The 11683-nt window shown below is 59.7% G+C and carries 13 protein-coding genes; 3 read left to right on the top strand and 10 right to left on the bottom strand.

The window, feature by feature from the left end:
* Positions 1–214: 214 nt before the first annotated feature.
* Positions 215–1306 carry a cytochrome c oxidase subunit II gene (gene coxB, locus VSS37_RS10875; protein ID WP_324695127.1) on the bottom strand — a complete coding sequence of 364 codons (1092 nt, stop codon included), beginning with the start codon at positions 1304–1306 and terminating at the stop codon, positions 215–217.
* Between the two features lie 326 nt (positions 1307–1632).
* Between coxB (VSS37_RS10875) and VSS37_RS10870 the strand changes: the two genes are divergently transcribed.
* On the top strand, positions 1633–2652 hold the full coding sequence (locus VSS37_RS10870; protein WP_324695125.1) for a DUF2189 domain-containing protein: 1020 nt from the start codon (positions 1633–1635) through the stop codon (positions 2650–2652).
* On the top strand, positions 2649–4022 hold the full coding sequence (locus VSS37_RS10865) for a cbb3-type cytochrome c oxidase subunit I (RefSeq protein WP_324695122.1): 1374 nt from the start codon (positions 2649–2651) through the stop codon (positions 4020–4022). Before VSS37_RS10870 ends, VSS37_RS10865 begins: the two co-directional genes overlap by 4 nt.
* Here the strand turns inward: VSS37_RS10865 and cyoE are convergent.
* Genes cyoE through VSS37_RS10845 form a run of 4 tightly spaced genes read right to left on the bottom strand, consistent with a single transcriptional unit; the run spans position 3979 to position 7095 of the window.
* On the bottom strand, positions 3979–4875 hold the full coding sequence (gene cyoE / locus VSS37_RS10860) for a heme o synthase (RefSeq protein ID WP_324695120.1): 897 nt from the start codon (positions 4873–4875) through the stop codon (positions 3979–3981). The genes VSS37_RS10865 and cyoE overlap by 44 nt on opposite strands.
* Before the next feature lie 16 nt (positions 4876–4891).
* On the bottom strand, positions 4892–5671 hold the full coding sequence (locus tag VSS37_RS10855; protein WP_324695119.1) for a DUF2189 domain-containing protein: 780 nt from the start codon (positions 5669–5671) through the stop codon (positions 4892–4894).
* Between the two features lie 48 nt (positions 5672–5719).
* Complete coding sequence (locus VSS37_RS10850; protein ID WP_324695117.1) at positions 5720–6340, bottom strand: SCO family protein; 621 nt, start codon at positions 6338–6340, stop codon at positions 5720–5722.
* Positions 6337–7095 carry an SURF1 family protein gene (locus VSS37_RS10845; protein WP_324695115.1) on the bottom strand — a complete coding sequence of 253 codons (759 nt, stop codon included), beginning with the start codon at positions 7093–7095 and terminating at the stop codon, positions 6337–6339. Before VSS37_RS10845 ends, VSS37_RS10850 begins: the two co-directional genes overlap by 4 nt.
* 13 nt (positions 7096–7108) lie before the next feature.
* Between VSS37_RS10845 and VSS37_RS10840 the strand changes: the two genes are divergently transcribed.
* Complete coding sequence (locus VSS37_RS10840) at positions 7109–7348, top strand: twin transmembrane helix small protein (protein ID WP_324695113.1); 240 nt, start codon at positions 7109–7111, stop codon at positions 7346–7348.
* Here VSS37_RS10840 and VSS37_RS10835 read toward each other — a convergent pair.
* Genes VSS37_RS10835 through coxB (VSS37_RS10815) form a run of 5 tightly spaced genes read right to left on the bottom strand, consistent with a single transcriptional unit; the run spans position 7326 to position 11676 of the window.
* Entirely contained in the window at positions 7326–8219 is an 894-nt protein-coding gene (locus VSS37_RS10835; RefSeq protein ID WP_324695112.1) for a cytochrome c oxidase subunit 3, read from the bottom strand. The genes VSS37_RS10840 and VSS37_RS10835 overlap by 23 nt on opposite strands.
* 17 nt (positions 8220–8236) lie before the next feature.
* Entirely contained in the window at positions 8237–8785 is a 549-nt protein-coding gene (locus tag VSS37_RS10830) for a cytochrome c oxidase assembly protein (protein WP_324695111.1), read from the bottom strand.
* A complete protein-coding gene (locus VSS37_RS10825; RefSeq protein WP_324695109.1) occupies positions 8782–8919 on the bottom strand; it encodes a hypothetical protein in 138 nt (45 codons plus the stop codon). The genes VSS37_RS10830 and VSS37_RS10825 overlap by 4 nt, the downstream gene beginning before the upstream one ends.
* Complete coding sequence (locus VSS37_RS10820) at positions 8919–10529, bottom strand: cytochrome c oxidase subunit I (protein WP_324695107.1); 1611 nt, start codon at positions 10527–10529, stop codon at positions 8919–8921. Before VSS37_RS10820 ends, VSS37_RS10825 begins: the two co-directional genes overlap by 1 nt.
* Before the next feature lie 22 nt (positions 10530–10551).
* Positions 10552–11676, bottom strand: coding sequence for a cytochrome c oxidase subunit II (gene coxB, locus VSS37_RS10815; protein ID WP_324695106.1), 1125 nt, complete (start codon positions 11674–11676; stop codon positions 10552–10554).
* Positions 11677–11683: the final 7 nt, after the last annotated feature.

Here is an 11683-nt window from a genome sequence, read left to right as displayed (position 1 = left end):
TCACCAACGCCATCGCCCCGCCCACAAACAGCATCAGCAGGGAAAAACACAGGTAAAGCGTGCCGATGTCCTTATGGTTGGTGGTGGTGATCCAGCGCAGCACGCCTTTGGCGGAGCCATGCGGGGCGGCATGCCCATCGGCGGGCAGGTGGTCAGCGCGGGCATCCATGATTTTCCTCCCAACCTTGTTGTTGCGGGCAATCGCCCGGTAAAACTAATGACGGGCGGCCTTGACCATTGCCGGTTGCAGCACATCCCCCGTGTTGTTGCCAAAAGCGTTGCGCTCATAGGTAATGACAGCGGCAATGTCGGCGTCGGTAAGCTGTTTGCTGAACGCCTGCATCGCGGTGCCCGGCCTGCCATTGAGGACGGTTTCCAGATGGGCGCTGAGGTCGCCGGTGACAATCTTGCTGCCTTTCAGCGCCGGGAACACGCCTGGAATGCCCAACCCGCTCGCCTGATGACAAGCTGCGCAGTTTGAGGTGAAAACCTTTTCACCTTGCGCCATCAGCTCGGCCTTACCCCATTCCTTATTGCTATCGGCTACGGCAGCGGCCGCCTGCCGCTGCTGTCCCGCAACCCATTGCTGGTAGCCAGGCAGTTCCATCGCCACCACCTTGATGGGCATGAAGGCATGGCCCTTGCCGCACAGCTCCGCACACTGGCCACGGTAGACGCCGGGCTTGTCGACCTTAGTCCACATATCGTTGACAAAACCGGGAATGGCGTCCTTTTTGATGGCCAGATCCGGCACCCACCAGGAATGGATCACGTCATTGGCGGTGAACAGGAAGCGGACTTTTTTCCCGACCGGAATCACCACCGGATTGTCCACTTCCCGTAGGTAATGGTCGACGGTCGCCGGATCAATGCCAGAACCCAAGGCACTGGCTTCACGGCTTTTCGGGTCGAGGTTGCTGAAGAAACGGATGCCTTCTTCGGGGTATTCATACTCCCACTTCCATTGATAGCCCGTCACCTTGATGGTCATGTCGGCGTTGCTGGAGTCTTCGATCCTGATCAGCGCTTTGGCGGTGGGGATGGCGAGTGAAACCAGGATAATGACGGGGATGACCATCCAGATGATTTCCGCTTTGGCGCTTTCGTGAAAGGTGGCGGCGACCGCGCCTTTAGACTTCCGGTGCTTGACGATGGAATACGCCATAATCCCGAAAACGATGCAGCCGATGGCGACGCACACCCACAGCGTCATCATGTGCAGGTGGTAGATTTCGCGGCTCGAAGCGGTGACGCCTTCCGTCATGTTGAGCCCCCAGTCAGCGCAAGCGGCCCCTGGTGCCAGCATCGCCGCCAACCATCCTTTTGCGCTGTGAGCTCCTCTCCTCATTCTGGGTGTCCCCGCATTAGCCTGAAAACAGGTTCAGCCACCGGAATTGAATCCCTACCGGATTCAGACGCTGTTGATAGTACGCCCCTGCTTTGCCCGCCCGCAAAAAGTCGCACATTCCCTACCACAATACTCCCAACAAGACAAGAAAATTTCACCTTGAAACCGGCGGGAGCATTTGATTTTCATCCAGTATCCTCCTATAAGTCCATGAGGGGGGAAGACACCAACACACTCCGCATAGACAACAAAACAGAGGAGTTTCGCCAGAGGAGGAAAACGTCATGACATCCATTTTGTCCGGCCATCCGGTTGCGGAAGACCCTGTTCCCCGCATCCGCAAACTCGATATGGGCGCGCCGCTGCGCTGGGTGGGGCAAGGCTGGGAGGATATGCAGGTCAGGCCGGTCGCCAGCATCGCCTACGGCTTGGTCTTCACCATCGCTGGCATGCTGATGATTTGGCTGGGCCCGGCCAACCCAATCTTCACCCTGTTCCTGCTGTCGAGCTTCATGCTGATCGGTCCGCTGGCGGCGGTAGGCTTATACGATATGAGCCGCCGGATTGAGGAAGGCAAGACGCCTTCCCTGCTGCATGCGCTATCCAACGCCCGCTTCAGCACCTTCAAGCTGATCATGTTCGGCCTAATCCTGGGGGCCGTGATTTTGCTCTGGACGGTCATCACCACTGCCATCGTCAACCTGTTTTTCGGCTCTGGCCCGTTGGTGGCGGATAGCCTCGGGGCATTGATGAACGGGCGGAATTCATTGCCGTTTTTCGCCATCTTCATCCTGAGTGGCCTGGTGCTGGCGTTGCTGGCGTCGGCGGTCGCCATTGTTTCCATCCCCATCGCCAGCCATCGCCGGGCGGACACCATCACCGCAGCCGTCATCCTGCTGGTGTTGCTGGTGGTGTGGGCGCGCCTGATCGCCATGTTGTTCGGGCTGTTTTTCGGCAATGGCGACCTGATCAGCGGCGGCTGGCGGACACTGTTCGGGGATGAGAATTTCCTGCCCTTTATTGCGACCTTCGTGATTTGCGGTTTCATGCTGGCGGCGGTGGTGTTCACCATCAGCGTCGTCACTGTGCAATACATCGCCCACCGCGATGTGGGGCTGGCGACCGCCATCAGCGCCAGCATCCGCGCCGTGCGCCGTAATCCGGTGGTGATGATGCGCTGGGCGGCGACCATCGCCGCCATGGTGATCCTGGGCATGGGTGCGTTTTTCATTGGTCTTGCGGTAACATTGCCAGTTATTGGCCACGCCAGCTGGCATGCGTATCGTGAGACGGTGGAAACTTGAAACAACTGCTATTTGTATTGCCCGACCCGCAAGATCATGCCCGCGCACTCGCGGCGGGATGGTTGAAATTGGGAATTTTCGCATTGCTGGCGGCGGGGATTTTATCCCTGTTGTTGGTGTTGTCGCGCACCCCTGGCGTACAGGAAATCATCCCTTGGCTGGACTTTTTCCACACCGCGCTGGTCGTGCATGTGGTGCTGTCCGTCGTCATCTGGTTCAGCGCCTTCGCGGGCGTGTTATGGGTCGCCAATAGCCGGGTCAGGCAACCGTTATGGGACAAAAGCATCCTCGCTACCGCCGCTGTGGGCGCGGGCTTGGTGGCGCTTTCCCCCTTCGTGGGCAATGGCAACCCGCTGCTCAACAATTACGTGCCGATCCTGCAACAGCCGCTGTTCCTGTGGGGGCTGGGAATCTTCGGCGTGGGTTTTGCCGGGCTGATCATCCGCTCCCTAATGGTGGCGGAGTGGCGGACGCCTGCCGAAACCGGGGTTTATGCCAGTATCGTGATGACAGCGGTCGCGTTGCTGGCGTTGTTGGCCAGCGGGGTGGAGATGCCCGCCGGTTATTCCGGGCAAGCTTTCTACGAACTGCTGTTCTGGGGCAGCGGGCACACCCTGCAATTCGCACATAGCCTGCTGCTGATGGTGGCGTGGCTGTGGCTGGCGGAAGCGACCGGAGCCAGCATCCGGCTGGCACCGCTACCGGCCAAGGCGCTGTTCGGGCTGATGCTGCTGCCGGTGCTGGCCGTCCCGTTCATTTACCTGCAATTCGGGCTGGCGTCAGCGGAGCACCGCACAGCCTTTACCCACCTGATGAAATTTGGCGGCCTGACCGCCCTGCCGCTGGGGATTCTGGCGGTTTATTACGTGCTTACCGCAAACAGGGTACGGGAAGCGGGATTGCGCCCGCAACGCAATGCGCTGTACGCATCCATCGTGCTGTTTGCGGCAGGCGGGGTCATCGGCTTCCTAATCCATGGCGCGAATGTGGTCATCCCCGCGCACTACCATGGTTCGATTGTCGGGGTGACGCTGGCGTTCATGGGGCTGACCTACTACCTGTTGCCGCGCCTGGGCTTCCAGCCGGTGGTTTCAAAATGGGCGGCGTGGCAACCGTTTGTGTATGGCTGTGGGCAATTGCTGCACATTCTCGGCCTGGCGTGGTCAGGCGGGTATGGCGTACAGCGCAAAACGGCGGGCGCGGCGCAAGGCCTGCACGACCTGCCGCAAATCCTCGGCATGGGCATGATGGGGCTAGGCGGGCTGATCGCCATTATCGGCGGCGGCATCTTCGTGGTGGTGGTGTTGCGGGCGCTGTACGCCCGGCCTACAGCCACGCCAGCAGGTAATGGTCCGCCAGCAGCGCAATGAACAGCACGCTCAGGTAGAAAATCGAGTAACCGAACGTTTTCATTGCATGCCCATCGCCTTCGCTGCGGTACAGGACAATGGCGTGATACAGGAAACCAACACCCAGCGCGCCCGCCGCCAGCAGGTACAGCCAGCCGCTCATGTGGGTCAAAAACGGCATCAGCGACACTGCAATCAGCATCAGGGTGTACAACAGGACATTCAGCTTGGTGAAGGCGATGCCGTGGGTCACGGGCAGCATCGGCACCCCCGCCTTGCGGTAGTCCTCCACCCGCCTAATCGCCAGCGGCCAGAAGTGCGGTGGCGTCCAGATGAAAATGATCAGGAACAGCAGCAACGCGTCGGTATGCAACTCGCCGGTCACCGCCGTCCAACCCAGCACCGGCGGCGCAGCACCTGCCGCCCCACCCAGCACGATATTGTGCGGGGTGGCGCGTTTCAGGTACAGGGTGTACACCCCAGCGTAGCCGACCATGGAAGCCAGCGTCAGCGCGGCAGTCAGCCAATTGACCATAACGCCGAGGATCACCAGGGAAAGGACGCCCAGCCCCGTTGCAAACACCAGCGCCTGCGCCGTCGTCAGCTGATGCTGGGGCAAGGGGCGATGCTCCGTGCGCTGCATCAGCGCATCAATATGCTGGTCAGCAACATGATTGACCGCCGCCCCGCAGGAAGCGCCCAGCCCAATGCCCAGAAACCCCCAGAACAGGGTTGACAGCGGCACGGCGTCATGGGTGGAAAGCAGCATCCCAACCATGGCGGTAAACACGATCAGGCTTACCACCTTCAGCTTGCACAAGCCGAGATAGGCTCTCCAATTCACACCTGCATCCAGGGCGGCGACAGTTATCATAGTGCTTCCCCCATCCTTATTCTGTGGCGATCAGGTCACGGTAGGCGTGCCAGCTAGCATGGCCTGCAATCGGCAGGGTGATGGCCAGACCGACAAAGAAGAAAATGAAACCGAGGAACATCAGGGTCGCCAGGATGAACGCCCAACTCAGCATCACCCCAGGATTGGCGATGACGGTTTTCACACTGGTGATCATGGCGGTCACGAAGTCGACTTTCCTGTCCGTGATCAGCGGCACGGAAACCACGCTGATGGCGAACGCAACCGCTGCGATCAGGCCGCCGCCCAAAACCCAGGCGAACAGGAAGGGCGTGAACGCCTCCTGACTCAGCAGGGTGTCCAGCCAGTTATCGCTGACGGTGATGCTGCCAAAAGTCAACGCCACAGTCACGGATGACAGCAACGCCCAAACACCCATCAGCACACCCAACACCAGCGCGAAGCTGGCCAGGCTGATGGCGTTGAAGCGCAACCCGTCAATGCCTTGGGCGAAATGCGGGGTGCCGCCCTGTTCCAGCGTGCGGCTCATGCAGTAAAAGCCTACCGCGACAATCGGGCCTATGATCAGGAACCCCGCCGCCAGGGTGGTGGTGAAAATGGGGTTGGCCCAGGTCAGGGCGGCCAGCACCAGCCCTAGCACCACATAGACCATCCCATAGGCCATGCTTGCCCCCATGCATGCCTTGAAGTCCTTAATGCCCGCGTTCAGCCAACGCATGGAAGCTTCGGAATCCACCTTCCGGATGACCAGATTGGGGGTTTCACCCAGCTGTTCAGAACCGCTAATCGTAACCATAACACGTCTCCTCTCTACTTTATTGATGACAGCCATACGGCTTTTACTTCACCCCACCTGCGACGCTTGCAACAGATGGCGCAAATCCTTGATGATCAACTCGCCCTTGAAATCCGGCGGATAGGACATCATCACATTTCCCAACGGATCAATGACATACACGCCGTCCTCTGCGACCGGATTGGGGTTGCGCAACAGCGCCTGCAACCGCGCGATGGAAGCCGCTGGCCCCACCGCCACCTGCAAACCGGGGTGGGCTTGCAGGTGGGGCTTCAATGCCTCCAACTGGCTGGTGTCGGCCAGCACCAGCAAACGCCCCACCCGGCGGCGCTCATTGCCCATGGCCAACCGCACCTGGCGCAGGAAATACAGGTTCTGCTGACAGCGTTCGGCGCAAGCGGAACCGGCGACCGTCACCAGCACCCACTTGCCCCGCAGATCCTTCATATTGAACGTAGCACCATCCGCCCCCACCAGCGGTAATTCACCTACAGCCCGCACGGGAGAAATCAGCGCGCCATGATTGACGGCCCCCAACGGCGGCAAATCATCCCTGAACTGGAAATACAACCAACTGGCCAGATACGGGAAAGCGCATACCAGCACCAGTATCCATAACGGGCGGTAACTGCGTTTGGGGTGGGCAAGCGTGGCGGCGTCAGCGCTCATACGGTTTCCTCCGTGTGTTTCCGCATGTTCAGGTAAAGGTAGGCGGAGAGCGCAATCAGGCCGAACACCGCCCATTGGATGCTGTAGCCGATGTGCATCCACACCTTGCTGTCAAATGGCGGCCAGTCACGATCCAGGCCATCCGGGGCGGCGGAGGTTTGCAGGAGAATATAGGCGGGCAGCGGATAACCCAGTTTCTGTTCGAGTTTCGCCTTGTCGAGATACAGCCAGCGCTGGTTGCCTTCTGCGTCCGCAGGCATCTCGCCGAACAGGAAAAACGGTTTGGAACGGGGGAAATCCAGCGAACCAGCCAACCGCACTTCACCCGATGGCGTGGGGATGGCGGGCAGCGCCTGACGGCTGGCACCCACTTCCACCCAACCCCGATTGACCAGGATATGCCGCCCGCTCACTGCCAGCCGCAAGGGGGTAACCACATGGTAACCAGCCCGGCCTTGCTGCACGACATTGTCCAGCAGCAAAGTTCCGCCCGTCTCCCACGATCCGGTCACCTCCGCCGCCCGGAAACGCTGGGCGGGCCAGTCAACCTGGGCCTGGTTCAGGTTGATGGCGGGCTGCCCCGACTGCCGGGCGATGTCCTGCGCAAGCTGCTGTTTGTACTGCGCCCGCTGGTATTGCCAGACAGACAAGGCTGCGAAAACGCCCACCACCACCACCGTCAGCAGGGTGGCGAAAACCGTAGGCCGGAACCGGTAACTTGCGGTTATACTGGCATTTTCACTGTGCTGTAACAAACCGAGGCTCCTCATGTGGTTTAAAGTTCTGATCATCATCAATCTGGCCCTGATTCTGGTCAGCCTTGTCTCCGGCGTGGTTTTCCTGGCCAAAGACAACGGCAAATCCAACCGGGTGGTCGCCTCATTGACGACGCGGGTCGCGCTGTCGGTCTTCCTCCTCCTGTTGCTGGTGGTCGGCTACCTGACGGGGCAGATCACGCCGCATGGCGTGCTGCCGCCAACTGCCGCTACAACCAATACACAAAAATAAACAAGGCGATCCACACCACATCCACAAAGTGCCAATACCACGCCACCGCCTCAAAGGCGAAATGGTTGTGCTCCGTGAAATGGCGTTTGATGCTGCGCGCACAGATCACCGTCAGCATGATGGTGCCAATGGTGACATGCAGCCCGTGGAACCCCGTCAGCATGTAGAAAGTCGAGCCGTACACCCCTGCATTCAGGGTCAGGTCCATTTCAGTGTGGGCATGCCAGTATTCATACGCCTGCAAACAAAAGAACAGGACGCCCAGGCAGATGGTGATGACCAAACCCCGCACCAATTGCGGGTTATTGCCCTTTTTCAATCCCCAGTGCGCCCAGGTCAGGGTCACACCGCTGGAAAGCAGGATAATGGTGTTGAGGAAGGGGATGCCCCAAGGAGCCATCGCTTCCTTGGCGGGCGCATACTTGGCGTTGCTGCTGTCCGGCAAATTCAGCAGCGGCCAGTTGTACTGGAAGTTCTGCCAGAGGAGATGGGAATCGGCCAGATGCCCTTCGCCGCCCAGCCACGGCAGGGTGATATTGCGCAGGTAATACAGGCAGCCGAAAAATGTGACGAAAAAAGCCGCTTCCGAGGCGATGAACCAGAACATGCCCTGCCGGAAGGAGCGGTCCACCTGCCCGTTGTATTTGCCGCTGAGGTTTTCGTCGATGACCGCGCCGAACCAGCCTTGCAGCAAATGTGCCAGCAGGGCGAACCCCGTCACCAGGATCAGGCTGCCCGCCAAATCCATCTTGTTGATGGCGAGGATCAGCCCCAGAAACAGCAGGAACATGCCGGACACGGCCGTGATCGGCCAATGGCTGGGTTCCGGAATGAAATACGCGCCTTTGTCCGTCTGTGTCGCCTGAGTCATGACTGCTCCATCCTCCATCAGTTCTGGCTAACCTGTTCCGTATTCATGAATGTGTACGACAATGTGACCACGCCATACTCCGGCGACACCGCCGGGTCGATCACAAAACGCACCGGCATTTCCCTTGCCTCCTGCGCCTGCAAGGTCTGCTGGGTAAAACAGAAACATTCCAGCTTCCTGAAATCCTTCGTCACCTGCCAGGGCGTGATCCCCGGCACGGCCTGCCCGGTGATGGCGCGGCTGGTGTTGTTTTTGACGTAATAGTTCACCGTCGCCAGCTCGCCCGGATGCACCTGCATCTGCCGGGTCATGGGGTGGAATTCCCACGGCAGGTTGGCGTTGACGGTGGAATCAAACTGCACCGTGATCAGCCGCCCGTTATCCACGCGCATGCCGGACGTATCCGCAATCCGCCCGCCCGCATTGCCCGCCACACCATTGATGCCCCCCACCTCGCAGAGCAGGCCGTAGAGCGGAACCATGGCGAAACCGAACGCGAACATGCCAACCCCCACCAGGCCGAGGCGGAACATCACCTTGCGGTTGCGGGCGGCACGCGCGTTCATTCCCCCAGCCCCCCGCTCATGACTTTCGGCAGGTACAGGAAGGTGTACAGCACGCCCAGCAACGCGATGGCCCCCAGGATGAGCGCCACCCGCAGATTGGCCTTGCGCAGTTTTTCGTGATCACGCTTGTCCATCACCTGACCACCGGCGCTTCAGTGAAACTGTGGAACGGCGGCGGCGAAGGCAGCGTCCATTCCAGGCCTGCCGTGCCGATCTGCGCGCCTTCCCACGGTTTGGCCGGTGCCTTTTCCCCACCCCGGATAGTCTTGATGATGATGTACAGGAACAGCAGGTGCGACAGGCCGAACAGGAAACCGCCGATGCTGGAAATCATATTGAAATCGGTGTACTGGACGCTGTAATCCACGATCCTGCGCGGCATCCCCGCCAGCCCCAGAAAATGCTGCGGGAAGAAGGTGATATTGAAGGAAATGGTCGTCCACCAGAAAAAGATCTTGCCCAGGCGCTCGTCATACATATGCCCAGTCCATTTCGGCAGCCAGTAGAACACGCCCGCATACAACCCAAACACCGCGCCCGGAATCAGCGCGTAGTGGAAATGCGCCACCACGAACATGGTGTCATGGTACTGCATGTCCGCAGGCACCACCGCCAGCATGACCCCGGTCACGCCCGCAAACGAAAACATCAGGATAATGGCGATGCCGAACAGCATCGGCGTCTCAAACGTCATCGACCCACGCCACATGGTGAAGATGAAATTCAGCAGCATCAGCCCGACCGGAATCGAAATCAGGATGGTGCCGATCATGAAATAGTTGGTCGCCGCCAGCGACATGCCGATGGTGTACTGGTGGTGCGCCCACACCACCATGCCCAGCGCGGCCAAAAACGCCATGCCCCAGACCAGCGATTTGTAGCCGAACAGCGGCTTGCGCGAAAACGTCGGGATCACCAGCCCCAGCACGCCGATGGAGGGCAACAGCAGCACATACACTTCCGGATGCCCAAAGAACCAGAACAGATGCTGGAACAGGATCGGGTCGCCGCCACCCGCCGCATCAAAGAAGGACGTGCCGAAATGGCGGTCGAACAGCAGCATGGTCACCGCCCCGGCCAGCACCGGCATGACGGCGATCAGCAGCAGCCCGGTGAAGAACCACGACCATACGAACAGCGGCATTTTCATCAGGGTCATGCCCGGCGCGCGCATATTGAGGATGGTGGTCACGATATTGATGGAGGCCAGGATCGAGGACACCCCGAGCAGGTGGATGGCGAAAATGGTGAAATCCATACCGATGCCGACCTGTTTCGACAAGGGCGGCAGCAACGTCCAGCCAGTGTTCACCGGCGTGCCGCCATTCGGGAAAATGTAAGGCGCCACGATCGACAAGACCAGCATCAGCGCCGCCGCAGGCAACAGCCAGAAACTCAGGTTGTTGAGGCGCGGCAGCGCCATGTCCGGCGCGCCGATCATCATCGGGATCATCCAGTTCGCCATGCCCGCCGCCGCAGGCATCACCATGCCGAACACCATCACCAACGCATGGTCAGTCACCATATTGTTGTAGAAGTTCGGGCTGGCCAATTGCACGCCGGGCATGAACAACTCCGCACGGATATACATCGCCATCGCCCCGCCGAAAAACAGCATGAACAGCGAAAAGAACAGGTACATGGTGCCGATGTCCTTGTGGTTGGTGCTGTATAGCCAGCGCTGCCAACCCTTGGGCGGCCCGTGGTCATGATGATCGTCGTGCGCCGTGACTGCTCCACTCATGGTTGAAAACCTCCTCAAAACATTATCGGGCTGCTTTTACATCTTTGGGCTGGACTGCATCGCCGGTGTGGTTGTCCCAGGAATTGCGCTCAAAGGTGACAACAGCGGCGATTTCCAGATCATTGAGCTGCGGCCCCCAGGCGGCCATGGCGGTGCCGGGCTTGCCGTGGATGACCCGTTCCAGATGACCGGCGACCGGGCCATCGGCGATCTTGCTGCCAGACAGGGCAGGAAAGACGCCAGGCAGCCCCTTGCCATTGGCCTGATGGCAGGCCATGCAGTTTTTGGTGTAGACTTCCTGCCCCTTGGCGACCAGCTCATCCTTGCCCCATACCTTGTCGGATGAAGCTTCGGCGGCGGCCTGCGCAGCCTGGGACTTTTGCTGCGCGCGCCATTGCTCGAACTTGTCCGGGCTGACGGCGCTGATGACCGCAGGCATGAAAGCGTGGCCCGCGCCGCAGTTTTCATAACATTGCCCACGGTAGACGCCTTCCTTGGTGATATTGGTCCAGGTTTCGTTGATATAGCCGGGGATGGAAATCTTCTTCGGCACCACTTCCGCCCCGCCCCAGTTGTGCAGCACATCGGATGAGGTCAGCAGGAAACGCACCCGCTTGCCGGTCGGCAGCACCAACGGGTTGTCCACATCCCGCAGGTACAAGGGGTCGGTCGGCTCCAGCTTTTTCAGGTTGCTGACCACCTTGATGCCGTCATCCAGGTATTCATACGTCCACTTCCATTGCGAACCCGTCACCTTGACGGTGACATCGGCCTTGTCATGCGACTCAACGGACGACAGGGTGGAGGAAGCGGAACTGGCGATGCTCAGGTCGATCCCCAACACAATGACCGGAACCAGCACCCATGCCCAGCGCCCGAACCAGTTGTTGTGGAAATCCTGGTCGGGTATCGCGCCCTGGGAATGGCGGAAAGCGTACAGCGCGTAAATGATCATGGCGGTGACGATCACCATGATGATGGTGGCGATGGTGGTCGTGAGCATGTGCAGGTCGAAAATTTCCTGCGTAATGGTGGAGGCAGGCGGCGTCAGGTTATATTCGTAATCCGCGTGGGCGACGGCTGCGCCCAAGCAACCAACAACCGCAAGCAAGGTTGCGGCCAAACAGGCTGTCCTTCTCTCTAACATGCTTCCT

It is taken from the genome of Candidatus Thiothrix phosphatis, from assembly GCF_035668035.1.
Lineage (GTDB): Bacteria > Pseudomonadota > Gammaproteobacteria > Thiotrichales > Thiotrichaceae > Thiothrix > Thiothrix phosphatis.
This window is presented reverse-complemented; position numbering and strand designations above follow the sequence as displayed.

Bases quoted from the DNA above. Each gene is read 5' to 3' on its own strand.
- coxB (WP_324695127.1), bottom strand. From the start codon at position 1,306: ATGCTGGCACCAGGGGCCGCTTGCGCTGACTGGGGGCTCAACATGACG.
- VSS37_RS10870 (WP_324695125.1), top strand. From the start codon at position 1,633: ATGACATCCATTTTGTCCGGCCATCCGGTTGCGGAAGACCCTGTTCCC.
- cyoE (WP_324695120.1), bottom strand. From the start codon at position 4,875: ATGATAACTGTCGCCGCCCTGGATGCAGGTGTGAATTGGAGAGCCTAT.
- VSS37_RS10855 (WP_324695119.1), bottom strand. From the start codon at position 5,671: ATGGTTACGATTAGCGGTTCTGAACAGCTGGGTGAAACCCCCAATCTG.
- VSS37_RS10850 (WP_324695117.1), bottom strand. From the start codon at position 6,340: ATGAGCGCTGACGCCGCCACGCTTGCCCACCCCAAACGCAGTTACCGC.
- VSS37_RS10840 (WP_324695113.1), top strand. From the start codon at position 7,109: ATGTGGTTTAAAGTTCTGATCATCATCAATCTGGCCCTGATTCTGGTC.
- VSS37_RS10835 (WP_324695112.1), bottom strand. From the start codon at position 8,219: ATGACTCAGGCGACACAGACGGACAAAGGCGCGTATTTCATTCCGGAA.
- VSS37_RS10830 (WP_324695111.1), bottom strand. From the start codon at position 8,785: ATGAACGCGCGTGCCGCCCGCAACCGCAAGGTGATGTTCCGCCTCGGC.
- VSS37_RS10825 (WP_324695109.1), bottom strand. From the start codon at position 8,919: ATGGACAAGCGTGATCACGAAAAACTGCGCAAGGCCAATCTGCGGGTG.
- VSS37_RS10820 (WP_324695107.1), bottom strand. From the start codon at position 10,529: ATGAGTGGAGCAGTCACGGCGCACGACGATCATCATGACCACGGGCCG.
- coxB (WP_324695106.1), bottom strand. From the start codon at position 11,676: ATGTTAGAGAGAAGGACAGCCTGTTTGGCCGCAACCTTGCTTGCGGTT.